Consider the following 20,250-nt stretch of genomic DNA (forward strand, 5'->3'; position numbering starts at 1 on the left):
CGGCCGGTCATGAAGGAAACCGCGGGCAAGGCAGGCCTGGACGGCGTCAGCCTCCAGGCGAACGCCGTCCAGGCCATGTGCCGTCAGGTCTTCGGCTTCCGCCTGGCGATGATCGCCCTGGCCGCCCCGTCCGCCCTCCTGCACGCCTCCCCGGGCCTGGGCGTCCGTCTCGTCGGCGCGGCCGTGGTCGTCACCTTCATGGGCTCCTACGTCCTCTTCCGCGACTGGGAACGCTTCGGCCCTCTCCTGCTGCGCCACCCCGCCCTCCTGGCCGCCGACACCCTCGTCGGGACGTTGCTGCTGATCTCCGCGGGCCCGGACACCACCCTCGCGTACGTCAGCGTCTGCACCCCTCTCCTCGCCGGCATCGTCTACGGCTGGCGCGGCGCCGCCTGCTTCGCCTCGCTCCAGTCGCTGATCCTGCTCCTGGTCCAGGCGACCGTCGGCCACGGCACAGGCCCGGACGCGGGCCCGGACGCGGGCGCGGGCCTGGCCGAACATCTCCTCCTCCCCGGCTTCTGCGTCATCACCGGAGCGGTCGGCTCCACCCTGCGCGGGCTGCTCCTGCGCTTCGGCGAGGCCACCCGGGCCCTCACCGCCGTCCGCGCCCGCCTCGCCGCCGCCGAGGCGGTGGCCGCCGAACGCGCCCGTCTCGCGCGCGAGATGCACGACTCCGTGACCAAGACCCTGTACGGCGTCGCCCTCGCGGCGGACGCCCTGGCGGCTTCGGCGGACCGGGACCCCGCGCGCGTCCGGCAGCAGGCGGAACTCGTCGCCCGGTCGGCCCGCCGTGCCGCGGCCGAATCCCGTGACCTCCTCACCGACCTGCGCCGCGAGCCGGAACCGGCCGCGGGTGTGGACGTCCTGCCGGAACTGGCCGCCCGCGCCGACGACTTCGCCGAACGCACCGGCCTACGGGTCACCTGCCGCCCCACCGGCGACCGTACGACCCTCCCCGTGCCCCCGGCGGTGGCCCGCCAGCTCCTCACCATCACCGCCGAGGCCATGGAGAACGCCCACCGCCACGCCGCCCCCACGGCGGTCGAGGTCCGCGCGGGCGTCCAGGACGACCTCCTCACCCTCACCGTCCACGACGACGGCCGCGGTCTGCCGCCCGGCACCACCCTCGAACACCTCCGCGACACCGGTCACTTCGGGCTCCTCGGCATGGCCGAACGGGCCGCCTGCGTGGGCGCCCGGCTGCGCATCGCCAGCCACGACCGCCCCCCTGGCACCGAGGTGCGCCTGGAACTCCCCCTGGCCGCCCCGACCTTCCGAGAGGAGGCACCATGCCGGACCAGCCCGCCGTACGCGTAGTGGTGGCCGACGACAACCCGGTGGTCCGCGCGGGCCTCACCGCGCTCCTGTCGAACTGCGCGGACTTCACCGTCGTGGCGGAGGCGGCGGACGGCCGTGAGGCCTGCGAGGCCGCCGTGCTTCTCCGCCCCGACGTCGTCCTCCTGGACGTCCGCATGCCCGGCGTCGACGGCCTCACGGCCCTGCCCCACCTGGCCCGGATCACCACGGTCCTGATGCTGACGTACAGCCACGACCCGCAGACCGTCCGAGCGGCGCTGCGGGGCGGGGCGAGCGGTTACCTGGTGCACGGACGGTTCACGGTGGAGGAACTGAGGGAAGCGGTGAGGGAAGCCCACGGGAGTGCGAATGCACACGCCGAAGTGCCCTCAAGTACCTTGCTCCTTCCGACTTCCCCCAAAATGCTTTCGCGACTGCAACCACCTGTGGGACCCTCTGACGAGTCGGGTCACCAGACGGGGTTCCACCTCAGCGCGAGGGAGGCGGAGATCATGGACCTCATCGCGTCGGGCATGAACAACCAGCAGATCGCCGCCGCATGCTTCATCAGCGAGAAGACGGTCAAGAATCACATCAACCGCATCTTCGCCAAGCTGCACAGCAGCAGCCGCGCCGAGGCGGCGGCCAAGTGGCTGGGAAATTGGGCCCTGGGACCCTCGCCGGAGGCACCCCGGGCGCCCTACGTTCCTCCTGCCAATGCCTCAAACCGAGAGGAACGCCATGAGCGACCTGCTGCTGAAGACCGTCGTCGCGGCCATGGTCCGGGTGACGGAGGCGGTACGGCGCCGCACCGCCGACGACAGGGGGCAGACCGCGGTCGAGTATCTGGGGATCATCGCGGTGGTGGTGGCGATCGTGGTACTGATCGCGAACACGAACCTGGGCCAGACGATCGTGGACAAGCTCAGGGCTCAGATCGCCAAGGTGGCGCCCTGACAGTTCGTCGAACACGCCTTCTCGGCGATGGCGGGCAGGCTTTCCCCATCTACATCACGGTGGTGGCCGGCCTGCTCTTTCTCGCGCTCGCGTACTTCGCTGTCGGTCAGGCGGCAGTCAACCGCAACGGCGCCCAGACAGCGGCCGACGCGGCGGCCCTGGCGGCGGCGCAGGAGACCAGGGACGAGCTTGCCGACGAGTGGGTGCTCGACGTGCTCGACCCCACGAAGTGGCAGAGCATCTTCGACGGCAACGGCGGGACGAACACCTGCTGGAGAGCGGACCAGTTGGCCGCGATGAACGATGCGACGGTCCAGTGTTCCCCGGACGGACTCCTGAGCTACCGGGTCAGGGCTCAGACGAACAGGACCGTTGGGGAGTCGGTCGTGCCCGGCACGGCGGACCGGCAGGCACACGCCAACGCCGTCGCGGTGATCGAGCCACTCTGCACGTTCGAGCTCCCGGGCGAGGACGCGGAGGACGACGTACTGCCGACGCTCGTCTGCGACGACGGCGACTGGGCCCTGGACCCGGAAGACCTGACTGATTTGCCCGGGCCCGAGGACCTGTTCGACGTCCACCTGGTCAGCGGCTGACGAAGGAAGCAGAGTGATGAACATGCGATGCACGGCGGAAGCCCGCAGGGGGATGGTCGCGGTGGCGATCGTGGCCGGGCTTGCCCTCGGCTCGACCGCGTGCGGGAGCGGCGGCGACGGCGATGACAAGAAGCCGCAGAGTTCGTCGTCCGCCTCCTCGCCCGGCGGATCGCAGCCGGACACGCAGGAGGGCCAGTCGGCCGAGCCCCTGGCCGAGCTGAAGGGGCCGAGCGGGCTGCTCCTCCAGATCACCTCGGCCGTGCGGGACTCGGGCGGCTTCATCACAGTCAACGGGGACCTGAAGAACGACAGCGGCACGGAAGCAGTGATCCCCTCGGCGTTGAGCGGCAACGAGACGGAGATCATCAACAACGGACTGTCCCTCGGCGGAGCCACCCTCGTCGACTCCAAGAGCAAGAAGCGCTACTACGTCCTCCGCGACACCGAGGGCCGCCCCCTGACCACCACCGGCTTCTCGACGCTGAAGGCGGGGGAGACGATCGACGTGTTCCTCCAGTTCCCCGCCCCGCCCGCGAGCAGCACGGAGGTCACCTTCCAGCTCCCGCTGTTCCCCAGCGCGGTCGTCAAGATCTCCGGGTGAGGCCGGTCATGACCCCACGTCTCTCCCTGGCGGTGGCCACCGCCACCCTCCTCGTCCTCGGCACGGCCCCCGCCTCCCTGGCCGACGACACCACCCCCAGCGTCCCCCCGGGCACCGAGGCCACCGCCTCCGCACCGGTCGAGGTGGACCCCAACGACCCCGACCTCAAACTCCCCGAAGGCGGCACGCTCGCCGAGCCCAAGGTCCTCGACATCAAGCAGGTCGTGGAGGACGAGTCCGGCGACGAACGGCGCGAGGACACCAACGCGGACGTCACGTTCGCCCTCCAGGCCGAGGTCCTGTTCGGCAAGGACAGCGCGAAGCTCGGCACCGAGGCGAAGGCCCGCATCGCGGTGATCGCCGACGAGATCAAGAAGCAGAACACCAAGCTGGTCCGCGTCTTCGGCTTCACCGACAACCTCGGCTCCTCCGCCCACGGCGACGTCCTCTCCAAACAACGCGCCGACGCCGTCCAGGCGGAACTCGCCGGCGACCTCAACGACCCCGGCATCACCTTCGAGGTCCGCGGCTACGGCGAGCAGTACCCCATCTCCGACAACTCCACGGAGGAGGGCCGCAAGAAGAACCGCCGGGTCGAGATCACCTTCCCGAGGACGGCGAGCTGAGCTCGATCACCTCGACGCGTGCCCCCTTCCGCAGCCCCCACCCCTCCATCACCCCCGCCGTCGCCTCCAGGACATGGCGGGAGCGGAGGCGGGGGAGGCCCAGGCGGCCCCGCGGCATGGTGCGTACGGCGATGACCTTCAGGTGGCGGTCGAGGTAGGCGACGTCGATGGGGATGCGCATACCGAAGGTGTGGATGCTGCCGGCGGGGGTCAGGAGCAGGGCGCCGTCCACCGCGTCGCGGCCCAGGAGGCCCCGGGTGCGGGCGCGGTAGGAGGCGGCGATCTCCAGGGGGATGCGAAGAGGGGGACCCTCGTCCGTCCTCACGAGCAGTTCGGCAAACCCGTCGTGCCAGCGCGCCACAGTCCTGATCCCCTCGCTCGCCTCGCTACCCTCGGCACGGTAGCGAGCCGGGACACGAAGAGGTGGCCGTCGTATGCGGAAGATCGTCCTGATGATGTCGGTGTCCCTGGACGGATACATGGAGGGTCCGGACCGCGACATCTCGTGGCACCGCGTCGACGACGAGGTCCACCAGGACGCCAACGACTTCGTCGCCGGGATGGCCGGTCTCCTCAGCGGCCGGGTCACCCACGACCTCATGGCCGATTTCTGGCCCACCGCCGACGCCGATCCCGAGACCCCCGCGGTGATGGCCGAATTCGCCGCCCTCTGGCGGGAGATCCCCAAGTACGTCTACTCCCGCACGCTGGAGCACGCCGACTGGAACACGACGATCGTGCGGGAGGTCGTCCCCGAGGAGGTGCAGGCCCTCAAGGAGCGGCACGACGCGGAGCTGGGCCCCGGCGATCTGGGGCTCGGTGGTGCCGATCTCGCCGCCGAGTTCCTCCGCCTCGGGCTCGTCGACCAGATCCGGCTCTACGTCCACCCCGTACTGATCGGCCGGGGCAAACCCCTCTTCCCGGACACCGGCACGACCACCGGCCTCCACCTCGCCGAATCCCGCACCTTCGGCAACGGAGTCGTCCTGCTCCGCTATGACGTGGAGCGGGACTGAAGGCAGGAATTAATCGGGGGCGGGGGTGGGCGGCCGGCTGTCAGGATCGGTCCATGAGCGACGACGACGATCACCACCGGGGCACGACCTTCCAGGAGCTTCTCGCCGAGGGCGCCGCCGTCCCCACCGAAGGGTGGGACTTCTCCTGGTTCGAGGGGCGGGCGACCGAGGAACGGCCCTCCTGGGGGTACGCGGTCTCGCTGGCCGGGCGACTGGGCGGGGCGACGGCCGCGCTCGACATCCAGACCGGGGGCGGGGAGGTCCTGGACTTCGCCCTCGGGCGGGCCGCCGCCGCGCCCGTCCTCACCGTCGCGACCGAGGGCTGGCCGGCGAACGTCGCCAAGGCCACCGCCCTGCTGCGGCCGCGCGGCATCACCGTCGTCGCGTCCCCGGAGGACGCCCCGCTGCCGTTCGCGGACGACACCTTCGACCTGGTCGGCAGCAGACATCCGGTACGGCCCCTGTGGGGTGAGATCGCGCGGGTGCTCCGGCCCGGCGGGACCTACTTCGCCCAGCATGTCGGGCCGCGCAGTGTCTTCGAGCTGGTCGAGTACTTCCTCGGACCCCAGTCGGAGGAGGTCAGCAACGGTCGTCATCCGGACCGGGAGCGGGCCGGGGCCGAGGCGGCGGGGCTGGAGATCGTCGATCTGCGCGCCGAACGCCTCCGGATCGAGTTCCACGACATCGCCGCCGTCGTCCACTTCCTGCGCAAGGTGGTCTGGATGGTGCCGGGCTTCACCGTCTCGGCGTACGAGCCTCGGCTGCGCGAGCTGCACGAGCGGATCAGGGCCGAGGGGCCGTTCGTCGCCCACAGCAGCCGCCACCTGTTCGAGGCCCGCAAGCCGGCCGTCTGAGCCGTCATGCGTGCGGGCCGTCGTCACCTCCCCGATCACCAGCTCCGCCGTCGCCTCCAGCACCTCGCCGACCCGTTCGGCGCGCTCGCCGAGCTCCCGGGTCCGCCGGGCCGTGAGCCGGCCCAGCGGCTCCACCGTGACGGTCGTACGGCGGCCCCGGCGCCGCTGGTGCCAGACGCCCGCCGCCACCCCGTCCACCAGCAGCACCGGGAAGTTCCCGGCCTGCCCGCCCGCCGGCGCCCGCCGGTAGGCGGCACCCGGGAACAGCAGAGGGCAGCAACCGCACCCCGCGCGCGGGACCGTCGGGGAACGCGGTGTCCCCGGCCGCCACCCACTTGGCGAAGTCCTGCGGTGTGGCCGGACCGTAGGCGGCGAGGCAGCGGCGGACGAGCAGGCCGAGGCCGCCCGGGCCATCCGGCGGGCATCACCAGGTCCCCGGCCCAGGGACCGGTACGGGCGACGACCTCCTCGTCCAGCTCCTCCACCGTCAGGCACACCCCCTCGAGCGCCTCCCCGATCGCCGCCACCACCTGCTCGGCCTGTGCGGAGGTGAGCCGTACGTCCGGCGGGAAGGGGCTGCGGCCGGACGGAACCGCGGTCAGGGCGGCGGTCCACAGGGGGAGTTCCCGGGCGGGCAGCAGATGGACCGTCCCGCGCGGGCCGTGCGTCCGGACCAGCGACCGGTCCCCGGCCGGCGCGGCCCGTACGCCGGTCCGTGTCGTCCCCTCGGCGCGGATGCCGACCGCCGGCTCCGCCGCCGAGGGAACCTGTGCGTGCGCGCCGAGCATGGCCGCGACGATCTCCACGGGGCCTCCGGTGTCGTCCGCGAGCGGATTGGCCAGGAACTGCCGTTCCAGCCGCCGTGCGGACGCCTCTTGCCAACTGATCCTCGGGGTCATGGCGCCGACGCCAGAAGGCAAAGAGGTCGGGAACCGCCCGCCATGGGCCCCTCGGGCAAACAGAAAAGGGCATTCCGGTTCACTCCAGCGCAGACCGCCGCACATTCTCCACGAGGTTTCCACATCGTTATCGCGAGCGGTTCGCATTCACTGTGGGCCTCACGTAAGTTCAAGCGCAGGTAATTCGCGTGAGCAAAGCTGCGCGGGCGGCACCGCGCGGTGGAGGGGGCTGCGCGGCGCCGCCCGCGTCAAGCGGGCGTGAGTGGCCGGGGTAGCCCATCAGGGGGACCCGCCAAAACCTCAACTTCCCTCGGTGAACGCGGTCATTCCCCTGGGATTCCGCCGTGTTCCGGCCATATGAGCCCTATGAATCATGCTCCGGAAGGCCATCTCGGTGTCGCCGAGTGACTCCGGAGAGTAATTGTGCCGCGCCGATGCACGCAGCATCACTTACGAAGGGTTATGGTGGAAACCCCCCCTCGGGCCGGTCCGTCTCCCCCCCACGGACCGGCCCGTTTTTTGCACCAGGGAGCGGCCCCTTCTCCACGTGGGTCGACCGCTCCACCCCAGGGGCACGGGGACTGCGCGAGTACCCCCCACCCACCCGCACCCGACCAACAACCGCACCCCCCCGCACCGGTACCCTTTGGCCCGCGGGGACCGCACCGGCACGGAGGGGCTGACATCACGTGAACCTGCGCGACAAGCTGCGCGGCCTTCTGGTCAGGCTGTACGCACGCCGGGTGGAAGGCCACCTGGACCACGCTCAGGTGCCCAAGCACATCGGCGTCATCATGGACGGCAACCGCCGCTGGGCGAAGGCCTCGGGGTCCACCACCGAGCACGGTCACCGCGCCGGCGCCGAGAAGATCGAGGAGTTCCTCGGCTGGTGTACCGAGACGGACGTCGAGGTCGTCACCCTCTGGCTGCTGTCGACGGACAACCTCGACCGCCCCCAGGAGGAGCTCGTCCCCCTCCTCGGCATCATCGAGGACGTGGTCCGCACCCTCGCCGCCGACGGCCGCTGGCGCGTCCACCACGTCGGCACGCCCGACATCCTCCCCTCCCATGTGCAGACCGCGCTGAAGGAGGCCGAGCAGGCCACCGCCCACGTCGACGGCATACTGGTCAACGTCGCCATCGGCTACGGCGGACGCCAGGAGATCGCCGACGCAGTGCGCTCGATGATCACCGACGCGGCCGACCGGGGCGTCTCGATGGAGGACCTCGCGGACTCCGTCAGCGTCGACCTGATCGGCCGCCACCTCTACACCGGCGCCCAGCCCGACCCCGACCTGGTGATCCGCACCAGCGGCGAACAGCGGCTGTCCGGATTCATGCTGTGGCAGACGGCCCATGCGGAGTACTACTTCTGCGAGGTCTTCTGGCCGGCCTTCCGCAAGGTCGACTTCCTGCGTGCCCTGCGCGACTACGCGGCACGTCACCGCCGTTACGGCGGCTGACCGCGGGACGGAAGTTACAAGGAGTTCACCGGTGCGCCGTCATATGCCGTGGCATGGCGGCGCATTTTCGAGGGCATAAGCCAAGCAGGTCGACGCCCGAACCACGGGTGTCGGATCCTCAGCGGGCGGCACGGGGCCGTCCGCCCGGGAGGCCCTTTGCACCAGCCCGACCGTGCGGTCACGGCACGGAAGAAGCAGCGGGGGGCCGGTCCCCGGCCTGTGCATCGGGGCCGTCGACCGGTCGGGTTCTTCCCGCCCTCCCGGCCCTGCTTCCACTCCGTCGCTCCCCGACCTCATCCGAGGGGGTACGTCCTTCCGTGGTGACCAGCACAAAGCGCCGTATGCCTGACCGGCGCACCTATGTTCTCGACACCAGCGTCCTGCTGGCCGACCCGAACGCCATGACCCGCTTCGAGGAGCACGAGGTCGTGCTCCCCATCGTCGTGGTCACGGAACTGGAGGCCAAGCGGCACCATCCCGAACTCGGTTACTTCGCCCGGCAGGCGCTGCGCCTGCTCGACGACTACCGGGTGAAGTACGGTCGCCTCGACGCCCCCATCCCGATCGGGGAGCTGGGCGGCACCATCCGTGTCGAGCTCAACCACTCGGACCCCAGCGTGCTGCCCAGCGGCTACCGGCTGGGGGACAACGACTCACGCATCCTCGCGGTCGCCCGCAATCTGCAGGCCGAGGGGTTCGACGTCACCGTCGTGTCGAAGGACCTGCCGCTCAGGATCAAGGCCTCGTCGGTCGGTCTCCTGGCGGAGGAGTACCGCGCCGAGCTCGCCATCACGGACGCCTCCGGCTGGACCGGAATGTCCGAACTGGGCCTGTCCGGCGAACAGGTGGACATCCTCTTCGAGGAAGGACACGTGTACGTCCCGGAGGTCGCCGACCTGCCCGTGCACACCGGTCTGACCATCCAGTCGGAGCGCGGCAAGGCGCTGGGCCGGGTCACCCCGGAGGGCAACATCCGGCTGGTGCGCGGCGACCGGGAGGCGTTCGGCATCAAGGGCCGCAGCGCCGAGCAGCGCATCGCGCTCGATCTGCTGCTCGACCCGGACGTCGGGATCGTGTCGATGGGCGGCCGGGCCGGCACCGGCAAGTCGGCGCTGGCGCTGTGCGCGGGCCTGGAGGCGGTCCTGGAGCGCCGTCAGCACCAGAAGGTGATGGTCTTCCGTCCGCTGTACGCGGTGGGCGGGCAGGAGCTCGGCTATCTGCCGGGTTCCGAGGCCGAGAAGATGAGCCCCTGGGCGCAGGCGGTGTTCGACACCCTGTCGGCCGTCACGTCCCGCGAGGTCATCGAGGAGGTCACCGCGCGCGGGATGCTGGAGGTCCTGCCCCTGACGCACATCCGGGGCCGCTCCCTGCACGACGCCTTCGTCATCGTCGACGAGGCCCAGTCCCTCGAACGGAACGTGCTGCTGACCGTTCTGTCCCGGATCGGCGCCAACTCGCGGGTGGTTCTCACCCATGACGTGGCCCAGCGGGACAATCTGCGGGTCGGGCGCTACGACGGAGTCGTCGCCGTCGTGGAGAAGCTGAAGGGCCACCCGCTCTTCGCGCACGTGACGCTGAACCGGTCCGAGAGGTCCCAGATCGCGGCGCTTGTGACCGAAATGCTGGAGGACGGGCATATCTGACCCTGACCGCACAAGTTCATAAGCTTTGAGCGTCAGTTGGTGCCGTCCGACAAAGGCTGTGAGCCTAGCCGGGCGGCACCGGCGTGTGTGGGGGTTCGGCGAAATATCCGGGGATCGCGAGGGTGTGAGCTTTCACACGTAACCCGGAATTGCCTTGCGGTATCCGGTTACGGCAGAGTCTCGATCCTGTCAGGCCCCGCATACGGCACACGTGTACCCCCAGGGGTACGGGAACACCCGAGCACCACCTCCAACTCCATAGCGTCGCCGTATGCCGCCCGAGCACCACACGGCGCTCCCTTCCGGGGAGTTGCCCACCGGGCCCGTGTCTCCCGTGACCCATCGAGGGGAGGCCAGCGTCAGGGGCACGATCGCGTCCGCCAGGGTCACCGAAGCGGGCGCTGCTGGAAGGAAACCGTGTGAGCCGGATCTCGGTCCGGGGATTCGCAGTGGCCTCGGCCACGGCGGTCACCGCCGTCGGAAGCGTTGTCGGCGTTGCCTCGGGCAGCATCGCAGCACCGAACAACGACGCTGAGGCGACCGCGAGCGACGCGACGCTCCTCGCTGACATCCCTGCCGGCCAGCAGGCCCAGGTGCAGACCGCCACCGTGGCGCAGCAGGCCAACTACCAGGCCATCGCCGCCGACGAGGGCGCGAAGAAGGAAGCGGAGGCAGCGGCCCGCAAGGCTGCCGCCGAGACCGCCGTCGCGAAGAAGGAGGCCGCCGAGAAGGCGGCCAAGGAGCGCGCCGAGGCCAAGGCCAAGGCCAGCCGCAGCGCGTCCGACTTCCCGGTGCAGAGCTCCTACACGGTCGCGCAGATCCAGGCCATGGCCGCGCAGATGGTGCCGAGCGGCCAGTTCCAGTGCTTCAGCAACATCGTGGACCACGAGTCCAGCTGGAACTACCACGCCGTCAACGCCTCCTCCGGCGCCTACGGCCTCTTCCAGGCGCTGCCCGCCGGCAAGTACGCCTCCGCGGGCGCCGACTGGCAGACCAACCCGGCCACGCAGATCAAGTGGGGCCTGAACTACATGAACAGCCGGTACGGCAGCCCCTGTGAGGCGTGGTCGTTCTGGCAGGCCAACCACTGGTACTGAGTCCGGGCGGCTCCGGCCGCACCTCCTTTCAGCTCGACTTTCACCTCGAACGAAGGAATTCGTGTGAGCCGGAACTCGGCCCGGGGATTCGCGGTGGCCTCGGCCACCGCGGTCACCACTGTCGGTGCCGTCATGGGCGTGGCCCAGGCGAACACCGCGCAGTCCAGTGACGACGCGCAGGCCACGGCGAGCGGTTCGACGCTGCTCGCCGACTTACCGATAGGCCAACAGGCCGAGGTGCAGACGGCCTCGCTGCACCAGCAGGCCACCACGCAGGCCATCGCCGCGGACACCACCGCCAAGAAGGAGGCGGAGGAATCCGCCCGTAAGCAGGCGGCCAAGGACGCCGTGGCCAAGCAGAAGGCCGCCGTCGCCAAGGCCGAGGCGGAGAAGGAAGCCGAGGAAGCCAAGGAACGCGCCGAGGCGGAGACCAAGTCCACCGCGTCCTCCGGCAGCACCGCGAGCTTCCCGCAGCAGGCGTCGTACACCGTCGCCGAGGTCCAGGCCATCGCACGTCAGATCGTGCCCGCCGGACAGTTCCAGTGCTTCAGCAACATCGTGAACCACGAGTCCACCTGGAACTACCAGGCCGTCAACCCCACGTCCGGCGCCTACGGTCTCGTCCAGGCCTATCCGGGATCGAAGATGTCGTCCGCGGGCGCCGACTGGCGCACCAACCCGGCGACCCAGATCAAATGGGGCCTGAACTACATGAACGAACGGTACGGCAGCCCCTGCGACGCCTGGGACTACTGGCAGGCCAACGGCTCGTACTGAGCCGACGCTCAACCCCGCGCAGCCCCTCCCCGTCCTTAGGTGAGGGGCCATCGCCCTGTACGGTCGACGAGCCGACGACTCCAGGGGGAGTGGTGGGGAGAGCCGGGGGAAGAGGGCGGATCATGTCGCGAGTGCCAGGGTGGCTCGGCCGGCTCGGCGCCGGACTGACCGAGATGGGTGAGCGGCTCGACGAGCGGCGTGCCGAGGTGGAGCGCGAGAGCGTCACCGAGGAGTTCGAGCCGGAGCCGACGCCGGACCCGGAGCCGCCGGCGCTGTCGACCGCCGTGACGCCCCACGAGGAGCCCTTCCCGCCCCTGCCGCGGCCCGATCCCGCACAGGCCGTGCCGTGGGGCGTCCGGGTCGCCGCCGAGGCGGGCTGGCGGCTGCTGGTGCTCGCCGGGACCGTCTGGGTGCTGATCAAGGTCATCAGCGCCGTCCAACTGGTCGTCCTGGCCTTCGTGGTCGCGCTGCTGCTGACCGCTCTCCTCGAACCCACCGTGGCCCGGCTCAAGCGCATGGGCGTGCCCGGGGGACCCGCGACCGCCCTCACCGCGATCCTGGGATTCGTCGTCATCGGCCTGATGGGCTGGTTCGTGACCTGGCAGGTCATGGAGAACATCGACAACCTCTCCGACCAGGTCCAGGACGGCATCGAGGATCTGCGCCGCTGGCTGCTCAACAGCCCGTTCCACGTCACCGACAAGCAGATCAACGGCATCGCCAAGAACCTGCGCGAGGCGATCGGCGCCAACACCGACTCCATCACCTCGGCGGGGCTGGAGGGCGTCACGGTCGTCGTCGAGGCGCTCACCGGCATCCTGCTGGCGTTCTTCTCGACGCTCTTCCTGCTCTACGACGGCAAGCGGATCTGGGAGTGGACCCTCAAGCTGGTCCCGGCCGCCGCCCGCCCGGGCGTGGCGGGCGCGGGCCCGCGGGCCTGGGCCACGCTGACGGCGTACGTCCGGGGCACGGTCGTGGTGGCCCTCATCGACGCCATCTTCATCGGCCTCGGCATCTACTTCCTCGATGTGCCGATGGCCGTGCCGCTGGCCGTGTTCATCTTCCTGTTCTCGTTCATCCCGCTGGTCGGCGCGGTGGCCTCCGGCGCGCTGGCGGTGGTCGTGGCGCTGGTGACCCAGGGCGTGTTCACGGCCGTGATGACCCTCGCCGTGGTGCTCGCCGTGCAGCAGATCGAGGGCCACATCCTCCAGCCGTTCATCCTCGGCCGGGCGGTCCGCGTCCACCCGCTCGCGGTGGTGCTGGCGGTGGCCTCCGGCGGCCTGGTCGCCGGCATCGGCGGCGCGGTGGTCGCCGTACCGCTGGTGGCGGTCACGAACACGGTGGTGGGCTATCTGAAGGCATACGCCCAGGAGCCGGCCCTACGGACGTCCCCGAGACCGCGAGGGGCAACGGCGATGGACACGGCCCCGGTCGCCCCACCCACAAAAACCCCACCCGAGGACAAGACCCCCTAGGCCCCAAGCGGAGGCCGGAACCCGCCGCTGGGAACCGGAAGCCGGGACTGGAGAAAGCTGGGGCCTGAGGCGGCGCTGAGCGGCGTGAGGCGCGAGGCGGGGGCTGGGGGCTGGGGGCTGGAGACCAGGGCCCGGGGCCGATGGCCGGAGAGCTGGGAGCTGGGGGGGGCCGGGAGGCGAGGGCTGGAGAGCTTGGGGCCGGGGCTGGAGAGGCGGGAGGCGGAGCCGGGAGCCGACGGGCGGGAAGCGAGGGCCGGGGCCGGAGAGCCGAGAGCCGAGAGCCGGAGACCGGGTCCGATGGCCGGAGAGCTGGGGGCCGGGGGCGAGGGGGGAAGAGCTGGGGGCCGGGGGCCGGGAGGCGAAGGCCGGGGCAGGAGACCGGGAGTCGGAGACCGGGGCCGAGTGCCGGAAAGCCGAGAGGCGAAAGCCGGAGAGCCGGGGCCGGAGGCCGGGGGCGATGGCCGGAGACCTGGAGGCTGAGGGCGAGGGCCGGAGACCGGGGGCGAGACCGGGAGTCGGAGGCCGGGGGCGAGGGCCGGAGAGCTGATGCCCGAGAGGCGGGAGCCGGGGCCGGGGCCCGAGGGCGAGGGGTGGGCTACTCGTTCAGGGTGGATTCTGCCTCCAGTGTTACTGCCACCGCGTGGACGACCGCCGCGATTTTGAATGCCTCCTGGACCACCTCACGTCCGACCCCCGCCGCCCGCAGCGCCCGCTCGTGCGCGTCGAGACACAGCCCGCACGCGTTGATCGCGGACACGGCGACCTTCCACAGCTCGTGGTCCACCCGGGCCACCCCGGGGTCGCCGAGGACGTTCGTCCGCAGCCCCGCCCGCAGCCGGCCGTACCCGGGGTCGGACAGCAGATGCCGGGTGCGGTGGAAGACGTTCGTCATCGCCATCTCGGCGGCCGCCGACCTCGCGGCGGTGTACGCCTGGGGCGAGAGGTTCGCCCGGGCGAGCGGCCCCAGCGCGCGCAGCACGATCGGGGAGCGGACGGCGATCGCCGTCGCCAGGACCGTGCCCCAGAGCTGCTGCGGCGGCAGGACCGTATCGCCGATGACCGAGTCCAGGTTGCGCCGCAGGTCCTCGGCGTAGTCCGGCAGGGCGGACTTCAGCGCGTCCAGCGACATGTCTCCCCTTCTCCCACTTCCTCTGCGTTCGGTCAAATGAACGCCGAACAAGAATATTTAAATCATCCGAGAAGACAACTTCCGTCAGGTCGGGGCAGGTAGCAAATCCCCGGCTGGGACATACCTCCGGGCTGATAGACATTCCCCCCTCAGCGGTACGCGTCAGGCGTATGTGCGACAGGGCAAGGGGAGTGATGTCGGGCTACGAGCTGCTGGCACGCGACCTTGCCGCGTGCGTACGCGACGGGTTCACGGGCGAGCTGTGGGTGGCGGGTTCACCCGGCGGCATTTTCCATCTCCACGGCGGACTGATCGCCGCGATCGAGTCACCGGGCGCACCCGGCGCGGAGGCGCTGCTGCTGCGCTCCGGGCGGATCGCCGGCGAGGATTGGGCCGCGCTGGTGCGCGAGTCCGGGGGCGCCCGCTGGCCCGCCGCCGGTCTGATCGCCCACGGCTACGCGGGCGCCGCCCAGCTCAGGGTGGTCTGCGCGATGGCCCTCCAGGACGCCGCGTTCGCGGTCGTCGCGGGCAGCGTCGACGGCTGCGAACGCGGTCCGGCGACCGGCCCGCCGCCCGCCCCGGTCACCATCGGCGAGGCACCCACGAGGCTGCTCCAGGAGGCGGCCCGCAAGTTCTCGGCGCTGCTCTCGATGCCGTGTCCGGTACGACCCGAGCGGGAGCGTCCGGTGCCCGGCTCCCTCTCCTACGCCGCCGACCGCCTCGGCCCGATCCAGCGTGAGCTGCTCACCCACGCCGACGGCCGGCGCACCGCCCGCGACCTCGCCTTCCGCACCGGGCGCGGGGTCTACACCGTCACCGTGGCGGTGGCCCGGATGCTGGGGGAGGGGCTGCTGGAGTGCGAGGAGACACCCCTGCCGATCCCGGTGCGGCTGCCGCCCGGCGGCCAGGGCGTACGGCCCCGGGAACCCGCCCCGCCCCCGCCGCCCGCCCCCGTCCCGCCGTACGCACCGCCTCCCGAGCCGGCCGCCCTGCCCCGCCGCCGCCCGGGCGCCAGCGGCATCAACGAGGCCCTCGCCCCGGAACCCGACGAGAACCACGGTGGCGGAACCGGCTGGAAGGAATTCTTCCGGCTCCGCAATCCGACGGCGAAATAGAGGAACTCGCCGAGGGAACCACCGAAGGAACCACCGAGGGAATCACCGAAGGAACCACCGAGGGACTCACCTTTTGACAGCCCCACGCCGAAACCCCCACAGAAATCCGACGGTCATATGCGATCAGAATCAGGGGAGTTGCACTCATGGACCATAAAGCCCTCGCACAGGAGATGCGCGGTCTGCGCGAGCAGGTGACCGGAATCACCGACACCGCCCTCGCCGCGGCCGACGGGCTGCTCATCGCCGCCGACACGGCCGACTCGATCGACCCGGAGGGCCTCGCCGCCCTCGCCGCGGCCGGCCTCGGCCTCGCCCGCCGTACCTCCGAGGCGACCGCCCGCGGTGCCCTGCACCGCACGGTGACCTACGGCAGCCATGGCTGCGCCGCGTTCTACGCCGTCGGCGACACCGCGCTGATGGTCGTACTCGGGGACGAGGGGATGGATGTGGAGCGCCTGCACCGGGCGACCCAGCCGGCCCTGCGCCGCATCGATCTGATCCTCACCGAGAAAACCGCCGAAGGAGTCTGAAGGGATGGCGACGAAGCGTATGACCCCCGGTTTCTCCGATCAGGTGATGGGCCTGGTCAAGTCACTCCGCACGGATGCCCCCGACTGCGTCGCCTCCGGCGTCGTCGACATGTCCACCGGCATGCTGCTCTCCTACGAGACGGTCGACAACCATCCGCCCGAGGTCCTCGACCTGCTGGCGGGTGCGACGCTCGACCTGTTCCAGGGCCGCACGGTCGTCATGATCGAGGACGTCTTCAAGGAGCGGCGCGGCATCCAGAGCGACAACCACTTCTTCCAGGAGATCCTCGTCAACAGCGACAATCTCACCCACCTGTTCGTGAGGATGACCGAGCAGCAGGACGTCGTCGCGGTGGTCGTCTGCCGCAAGTCCGTCAACGTGGGCATGCTGTTCGCGCAGGTGCGAAGGGTGGTGCGGGAGTACCAGCTCTGAACGGCCGAAGGGCCCCTCGACTGCGGATCCGAGGGGCCCTCCAGGTCACTCCGTGCGCGGTCACTCCGTGCGCAGTCCGTCCGGCCGCATCAGCCGGATCAGCGGCGGCAGGCTCAGCAGGGTCACCAGCAGTACGACACCCGCGCCGACGCCCGTCATGGACAGGACACCCGTCCAGTCGACGCTCACCGGGACGGCCGTCATCTTCAGCAGCACCGCGCCCAGCGTGATCCCCACCATCGAGGCCAGCAGCAGACCGAGCCCGATCGGGACCGCCGTCTGCCACAGCACCGACAGGCCCAGCGTGCGCCTGCGGGTACCGAAGGCGACCAGCGACGACAGCAGCTTGCGGCGCTCGCGCAACTGCTCCAGCTGCGAGACCAGCAGGCTGGCCCCGATCAGCGCCAGCACACAGATCGCGCCGAGGTACAGCCCGGTGAGGATCGACTCGTACTTCCTGTTCGTCCGGGTCTCCGACCACATCGTCGTGTTCGCCAGCGGGTCCACGGCGGCGGCGGTGTTGAGGGCGTACTCGACGGAGTCGGGCACCGAGCGGTCGATCGAGATGTAGAGGTCCCCGGAGACCACTCCGGCGAAGTTCCGGGGCATCGCGCCCAGGGTCATCAGGAAGCCGCCGCGCGGAGAGCCGGACGGGTCCTTCATCGACGTCGCGTGCAGGACGCCGGCCGGCACCGTCCAGGTGACCTCGGTGTCGCCGTCGCTCACGTACAGTTTCTTGCCGGGCTTGTTCACCAGCGGCCCGTCGGAGGAGTAGTAGTCGGCGCCGTCGGCCATGAAGATGTCGCCGTCCTTGCAGGAGGGCAGCTTCGCCACCTCCCGCAGGTCGGCGCAGCTGCCGACGGCCAGCTCGCTGCCACGGGCCGAATCGGTGTCGGACCGCGTGGACGTGTCGCTGGCATAGCCCTCCCACAGCGCGATGACCCGTCGTACGCCCTTGGTGTCCTCGAACCGGCGGGCGGTGTCCGTCACGGAGACGCCCTGGGACACGGTCACCTGCATCTGCGCCCGGGCGAGATCCTCCTTGTTGGCCGTGGTGTAGTGGTTGTCGACCCCGGCGAACAGCATCTGCAGCGCGATCGCCCCGGCCACCGCCACCGCGATGCCGTTGACCATACGGGCCGCCGTACCGCTGCTCAACTGCAACCGCCGTACCGCCAGTTGCCAGGAGACCCCGCCCGAGCCGAGCCGGGCCACGACCCGCTCCACCAGCCAGGGCAGCATCGCGGTCACCCCGATCAGCAGCAGCAGGACGCCACCGACCACCAGGTACTGGTTGAAGTCCCCTGAGTCGTTGCCCTGGCCGATCATCGGGTAGAGCATCGCGAGCCCGGCCAGCGGCAGCAGCAGCCGCCACCACAGCCGGCGCCGCGTGGGCTTCGCCGAACGCACCACGCCGAGCGGCTCGATCACCACGCCACGCAGGGCGAGCAGGGTGACCAGCACGGCGGCCGCCGGCACCGCGACCGCGACCAGCGTGGCGAGGGCGGGGGAGGGGTTGAGGTAGCTGGGCCAGACACTGATCCCCAGCACCTCGGCGGAGCCCGCCACCTGCCTTCCGATCAGGAAGAACCCCGTGCCGAGGACCAGCCCGAGCAGTGCGCCGGCCATCGCCTCGCCCGCCGCGACCCGCCGGGTCATCCACCCGTCGGCGCCCACCAGCCGGAGCGCCGCGAGCCGCCGGTCGCGCCGCTCGCCGCCGAACCGCACCGCCGCCGCGATGAACACCGCGACCGGCATCAGCAGGATCGTGATCATCACGACGCTCAGCAGCACCAGCACCGGGTCGGCCTTCTCGGGATTCGGGTCGCGCATCCCGAACTGCGTCAGCCGGTTCACGCCCGGGTCGTCGGTGTTCAGCCCGCTGGCGCCGGCGTAGTAGGCGAGTTCCTGCGAGCCGATGAGACCGCCGTCCGTGATGGTCCCGACGATCCGGTACGGCACGCGCTCCCGCAGCAGCTTCGCGCCGTCCGAGGCGAGCAGCCGCTTCAGCGCGGGAGAGACGACCATCTCGCCCTTCGCCGGGAACGCGTCGACGCCGGGCGGCAGCGGGGCGCGCGGCCCCTCCGGCTCCAGCAGCCGGCCGCGCACGTCCTTCGAGCGGAACGTCGTGTCGGTCTGCCCGATCAGCACGGTGTTGTCGGCGCGGGAAGGCTCCTCGGCCGTGTATGTGTAGTCGGAACGGGCCTGTTCGCGCGTGTGCCGCTCGACGATCACCCCAGGCAGCGCGGCGGCCAGGATCAGCAGTGCCACACCGAGCCCGACACCGACCGCCGTCAGCATGGCCCGGACCCACCCCTCCCGTCCGCCCGCGAAGGCGAACCGGACTCCCAGGCCCAGATCCCGGGCCCACTGGCGCAGGTTCATACGGCCCGCTCCATGTCCCGCGACTTCCCGTCCCGTACGACGATCTCGCGGTCGGAGTAGGCGGCCACCCGTGCCTCGTGCGTCACCAGCACCACGGCCGCGTTGGCCGACCGGGCCGCCTCGGTGAGCAGCTCCATCACCCGCTCGCCGTTGAGCGAGTCCAGGGCGCCGGTCGGCTCGTCGGCGAAGATCAGCCGCGGGCTGGTGACCAGCGAGCGCGCCACGGCCACCCGCTGCCCCTGCCCGCCGGAGACCTCCCCGGGCCGCTTCCTCGCGAGGCCGTCGACCTCGAGGCGCTCCATCCAGGACAGCGCGGTCTTCTCGGCCTGCTTGCGCTGGGTGCCGTTCAGCCGCAGCGGCAGCGCCACGTTCTCCACACAGGTCAGTTCCGGCACCAGCTGCCCGAACTGGAACACGAACCCGAACTCCGAACGCCGCAGGGCGCTGCGCTGTGCGTCGCTCATCGTCGCCAGGTCCCGGCCGTCGTACCGGATCGAACCGGAGTCGGGCGTGACGATGCCGGCGAGGCAGTGCAGCAGCGTCGACTTGCCGGACCCGGACGGGCCCATCACCGCGACGACCTCGCCGGGGTGGATGGAGAACTCGGCGCCGTCCAGCGCCATGGTCGGCCCGTACGCCTTCTTCAGGTCCTCGGCGACGAGCAGGGATCCCCCGGGAGCGTTCATGCGGTCACCGTGGCCTTCAGCTTGTCGAGGCGCGCGGCGGCGAGCTCCAGCCAGCGCAGGTCGGCCTCGAGATGGAACAGGGCGTGGTCGCAGATCAGCTGGTCCGCCAGATCGCCCTTGCGCTTGCGGTCGGTCAGGATGCGCATGCTGCGCAGATGCTCCGCCCGCTGGGTGTCGAGGATGTCGGCCGCGTCGCGCGCGGTCAGCAGGGCGAGGACGACCTTCGTGTAGAGGGTCGACTGGAGGTACGGCTCGGGTTTCTCCGGCGTGGCGAGCCAGCGCTCGACGTCGGTGATGCCGGCGTCGGTGATCGCGTACCGCTTGCGCTCGGGGCCGCCGCCGGCCTCGATGCCGTCGACCTCGACGAGACCGTTCTTCAGCAGGCGCGACATCGTCGAGTAGACCTGGCCGTAGTGCAGCGGCCGGTCGTGACCGAACTTCTCGTCGAAGGCCCGCTTCAGGTCGTAACCGTGACGGGGCCCGGACTCCAGGAGTCCCAGGAGGGTGTGACCGATGGACATGCGGAGGACTGTACACGCGGTGTATACGCGGTGTGTATACACGGAGTGCGGAGGTGGTGGCGGGGGGTGGGAGACCGCAGGTGGGGGGCGATTGTCACTGTTCTGCTACAGCGCCGGCGCCCGTTCGGGGCCGGTCGGGCGACCCCCG

At 70.8% G+C, this 20,250-nt stretch carries 20 protein-coding genes and 2 pseudogenes; 16 read left to right on the top strand and 6 right to left on the bottom strand.

The genetic code is table 11. The annotated features are described in order from the left end of the window. Positions 1 to 9 precede the first annotated feature (9 nt). The 6 genes and pseudogenes from ACYQ8Q_RS29555 (at position 10) to ACYQ8Q_RS29580 (ending at position 4,076) form a co-directional block, all read left to right on the top strand. Positions 10 to 1,317 (top strand): sensor histidine kinase, encoded by a 1,308-nt coding sequence (locus tag ACYQ8Q_RS29555; protein WP_460068996.1) that lies wholly within the window; start codon positions 10 to 12, stop codon positions 1,315 to 1,317. Then, positions 1,290 to 1,955, top strand: a pseudogene (locus tag ACYQ8Q_RS29560) (response regulator); the annotation flags it as partial. The gene ACYQ8Q_RS29555 and the pseudogene ACYQ8Q_RS29560, both read left to right, overlap by 28 nt. Before the next feature lie 82 nt (positions 1,956 to 2,037). Beyond that, on the top strand, positions 2,038 to 2,253 hold the full coding sequence (locus ACYQ8Q_RS29565; RefSeq protein ID WP_055634795.1) for a Flp family type IVb pilin: 216 nt from the start codon (positions 2,038 to 2,040) through the stop codon (positions 2,251 to 2,253). After that, complete coding sequence (locus tag ACYQ8Q_RS29570) at positions 2,250 to 2,849, top strand: pilus assembly protein TadG-related protein (RefSeq protein ID WP_460073541.1); 600 nt, start codon at positions 2,250 to 2,252, stop codon at positions 2,847 to 2,849. Before ACYQ8Q_RS29565 ends, ACYQ8Q_RS29570 begins: the two co-directional genes overlap by 4 nt. 16 nt (positions 2,850 to 2,865) lie before the next feature. Continuing rightward, a complete protein-coding gene (locus tag ACYQ8Q_RS29575) occupies positions 2,866 to 3,450 on the top strand; it encodes a hypothetical protein (RefSeq protein WP_460068999.1) in 585 nt (194 codons plus the stop codon). An 8-nt stretch (positions 3,451 to 3,458) separates the two neighbouring features. Next, complete coding sequence (locus ACYQ8Q_RS29580) at positions 3,459 to 4,076, top strand: OmpA family protein (RefSeq protein WP_460069002.1); 618 nt, start codon at positions 3,459 to 3,461, stop codon at positions 4,074 to 4,076. Here ACYQ8Q_RS29580 and ACYQ8Q_RS29585 read toward each other — a convergent pair. Beyond that, entirely contained in the window at positions 4,051 to 4,437 is a 387-nt protein-coding gene (locus ACYQ8Q_RS29585) for a DUF192 domain-containing protein (protein WP_460069005.1), read from the bottom strand. The two genes, ACYQ8Q_RS29580 and ACYQ8Q_RS29585, sit on opposite strands and share 26 nt — an antisense overlap. Before the next feature lie 73 nt (positions 4,438 to 4,510). Between ACYQ8Q_RS29585 and ACYQ8Q_RS29590 the strand changes: the two genes are divergently transcribed. Both ACYQ8Q_RS29590 and ACYQ8Q_RS29595 read left to right on the top strand, forming a co-directional pair. Next, a complete protein-coding gene (locus ACYQ8Q_RS29590) occupies positions 4,511 to 5,092 on the top strand; it encodes a dihydrofolate reductase family protein (RefSeq protein WP_460069007.1) in 582 nt (193 codons plus the stop codon). Between the two features lie 53 nt (positions 5,093 to 5,145). Further along, complete coding sequence (locus ACYQ8Q_RS29595) at positions 5,146 to 5,946, top strand: class I SAM-dependent methyltransferase (RefSeq protein ID WP_460069009.1); 801 nt, start codon at positions 5,146 to 5,148, stop codon at positions 5,944 to 5,946. A 4-nt stretch (positions 5,947 to 5,950) separates the two neighbouring features. Here ACYQ8Q_RS29595 and ACYQ8Q_RS29600 read toward each other — a convergent pair. Continuing rightward, positions 5,951 to 6,845, bottom strand: a pseudogene (locus ACYQ8Q_RS29600) (DNA glycosylase AlkZ-like family protein). A 689-nt stretch (positions 6,846 to 7,534) separates the two neighbouring features. Between ACYQ8Q_RS29600 and ACYQ8Q_RS29605 the strand changes: the two are divergent. The 5 genes from ACYQ8Q_RS29605 to ACYQ8Q_RS29625 all read left to right on the top strand — a co-directional run bounded on the left by ACYQ8Q_RS29605 (position 7,535) and on the right by ACYQ8Q_RS29625 (position 13,300). After that, positions 7,535 to 8,308 (top strand): isoprenyl transferase, encoded by a 774-nt coding sequence (locus tag ACYQ8Q_RS29605; protein WP_460069010.1) that lies wholly within the window; start codon positions 7,535 to 7,537, stop codon positions 8,306 to 8,308. Positions 8,309 to 8,625: 317 nt separating this feature from the next. Beyond that, positions 8,626 to 9,951 carry a PhoH family protein gene (locus ACYQ8Q_RS29610; RefSeq protein ID WP_460069012.1) on the top strand — a complete coding sequence of 442 codons (1,326 nt, stop codon included), beginning with the start codon at positions 8,626 to 8,628 and terminating at the stop codon, positions 9,949 to 9,951. Between the two features lie 419 nt (positions 9,952 to 10,370). After that, complete coding sequence (locus ACYQ8Q_RS29615) at positions 10,371 to 11,048, top strand: aggregation-promoting factor C-terminal-like domain-containing protein (RefSeq protein WP_358999593.1); 678 nt, start codon at positions 10,371 to 10,373, stop codon at positions 11,046 to 11,048. 63 nt (positions 11,049 to 11,111) lie between these two features. After that, positions 11,112 to 11,825, top strand: coding sequence for an aggregation-promoting factor C-terminal-like domain-containing protein (locus ACYQ8Q_RS29620; protein WP_460069015.1), 714 nt, complete (start codon positions 11,112 to 11,114; stop codon positions 11,823 to 11,825). Positions 11,826 to 11,947: 122 nt separating this feature from the next. After that, a complete protein-coding gene (locus ACYQ8Q_RS29625) occupies positions 11,948 to 13,300 on the top strand; it encodes an AI-2E family transporter (RefSeq protein ID WP_460069017.1) in 1,353 nt (450 codons plus the stop codon). A gap of 595 nt (positions 13,301 to 13,895) precedes the next feature. On the opposite strand, the gene ACYQ8Q_RS29630 is transcribed toward ACYQ8Q_RS29625, so the two are convergent. Beyond that, positions 13,896 to 14,429 (bottom strand): carboxymuconolactone decarboxylase family protein, encoded by a 534-nt coding sequence (locus ACYQ8Q_RS29630; protein ID WP_460069019.1) that lies wholly within the window; start codon positions 14,427 to 14,429, stop codon positions 13,896 to 13,898. A gap of 194 nt (positions 14,430 to 14,623) precedes the next feature. On the opposite strand from ACYQ8Q_RS29630, the gene ACYQ8Q_RS29635 reads away from it, so the two are divergent. The 3 genes from ACYQ8Q_RS29635 (at position 14,624) to ACYQ8Q_RS29645 (ending at position 16,510) form a co-directional block, all read left to right on the top strand. After that, a complete protein-coding gene (locus tag ACYQ8Q_RS29635; RefSeq protein ID WP_460069021.1) occupies positions 14,624 to 15,544 on the top strand; it encodes a MarR family transcriptional regulator in 921 nt (306 codons plus the stop codon). A 146-nt stretch (positions 15,545 to 15,690) separates the two neighbouring features. Then, complete coding sequence (locus ACYQ8Q_RS29640) at positions 15,691 to 16,077, top strand: roadblock/LC7 domain-containing protein (protein WP_358999579.1); 387 nt, start codon at positions 15,691 to 15,693, stop codon at positions 16,075 to 16,077. A 4-nt stretch (positions 16,078 to 16,081) separates the two neighbouring features. After that, positions 16,082 to 16,510 carry a hypothetical protein gene (locus ACYQ8Q_RS29645; protein ID WP_067248480.1) on the top strand — a complete coding sequence of 143 codons (429 nt, stop codon included), beginning with the start codon at positions 16,082 to 16,084 and terminating at the stop codon, positions 16,508 to 16,510. A gap of 60 nt (positions 16,511 to 16,570) precedes the next feature. Here the strand turns inward: ACYQ8Q_RS29645 and ACYQ8Q_RS29650 are convergent, their stop codons facing one another. The 3 genes from ACYQ8Q_RS29650 to ACYQ8Q_RS29660 are packed head-to-tail and all read right to left on the bottom strand — an operon-like array spanning position 16,571 to position 20,102. Next, positions 16,571 to 18,895: an ABC transporter permease gene (locus ACYQ8Q_RS29650; protein WP_460069023.1), complete on the bottom strand. Its 2,325-nt coding sequence runs from the start codon at positions 18,893 to 18,895 to the stop codon at positions 16,571 to 16,573. Further along, positions 18,892 to 19,581 (bottom strand): ABC transporter ATP-binding protein, encoded by a 690-nt coding sequence (locus ACYQ8Q_RS29655; RefSeq protein ID WP_460069025.1) that lies wholly within the window; start codon positions 19,579 to 19,581, stop codon positions 18,892 to 18,894. The genes ACYQ8Q_RS29650 and ACYQ8Q_RS29655 overlap by 4 nt, the downstream gene beginning before the upstream one ends. Further along, the gene (locus ACYQ8Q_RS29660) at positions 19,578 to 20,102 is read right to left on the bottom strand and encodes a PadR family transcriptional regulator (RefSeq protein WP_358999571.1); all 525 of its coding nucleotides are present in this window, start codon (positions 20,100 to 20,102) and stop codon (positions 19,578 to 19,580) included. Before ACYQ8Q_RS29660 ends, ACYQ8Q_RS29655 begins: the two co-directional genes overlap by 4 nt. Positions 20,103 to 20,250: the final 148 nt, after the last annotated feature.

This window comes from Streptomyces sp. YKOK-I1, from assembly GCF_054660435.1.

Excerpts from the sequence above, each read along its gene's own strand:
- ACYQ8Q_RS29555 (WP_460068996.1), top strand. The coding sequence starts at position 10 with ATGAAGGAAACCGCGGGCAAGGCAGGCCTGGACGGCGTCAGCCTCCAG.
- ACYQ8Q_RS29565 (WP_055634795.1), top strand. The coding sequence starts at position 2,038 with ATGAGCGACCTGCTGCTGAAGACCGTCGTCGCGGCCATGGTCCGGGTG.
- ACYQ8Q_RS29575 (WP_460068999.1), top strand. The coding sequence starts at position 2,866 with ATGAACATGCGATGCACGGCGGAAGCCCGCAGGGGGATGGTCGCGGTG.
- ACYQ8Q_RS29580 (WP_460069002.1), top strand. The coding sequence starts at position 3,459 with ATGACCCCACGTCTCTCCCTGGCGGTGGCCACCGCCACCCTCCTCGTC.
- ACYQ8Q_RS29590 (WP_460069007.1), top strand. The coding sequence starts at position 4,511 with ATGCGGAAGATCGTCCTGATGATGTCGGTGTCCCTGGACGGATACATG.
- ACYQ8Q_RS29595 (WP_460069009.1), top strand. The coding sequence starts at position 5,146 with ATGAGCGACGACGACGATCACCACCGGGGCACGACCTTCCAGGAGCTT.
- ACYQ8Q_RS29625 (WP_460069017.1), top strand. The coding sequence starts at position 11,948 with ATGTCGCGAGTGCCAGGGTGGCTCGGCCGGCTCGGCGCCGGACTGACC.
- ACYQ8Q_RS29630 (WP_460069019.1), bottom strand. The coding sequence starts at position 14,429 with ATGTCGCTGGACGCGCTGAAGTCCGCCCTGCCGGACTACGCCGAGGAC.
- ACYQ8Q_RS29635 (WP_460069021.1), top strand. The coding sequence starts at position 14,624 with ATGTCGGGCTACGAGCTGCTGGCACGCGACCTTGCCGCGTGCGTACGC.
- ACYQ8Q_RS29640 (WP_358999579.1), top strand. The coding sequence starts at position 15,691 with ATGGACCATAAAGCCCTCGCACAGGAGATGCGCGGTCTGCGCGAGCAG.
- ACYQ8Q_RS29645 (WP_067248480.1), top strand. The coding sequence starts at position 16,082 with ATGGCGACGAAGCGTATGACCCCCGGTTTCTCCGATCAGGTGATGGGC.
- ACYQ8Q_RS29650 (WP_460069023.1), bottom strand. The coding sequence starts at position 18,895 with ATGAACCTGCGCCAGTGGGCCCGGGATCTGGGCCTGGGAGTCCGGTTC.
- ACYQ8Q_RS29655 (WP_460069025.1), bottom strand. The coding sequence starts at position 19,581 with ATGAACGCTCCCGGGGGATCCCTGCTCGTCGCCGAGGACCTGAAGAAG.
- ACYQ8Q_RS29660 (WP_358999571.1), bottom strand. The coding sequence starts at position 20,102 with ATGTCCATCGGTCACACCCTCCTGGGACTCCTGGAGTCCGGGCCCCGT.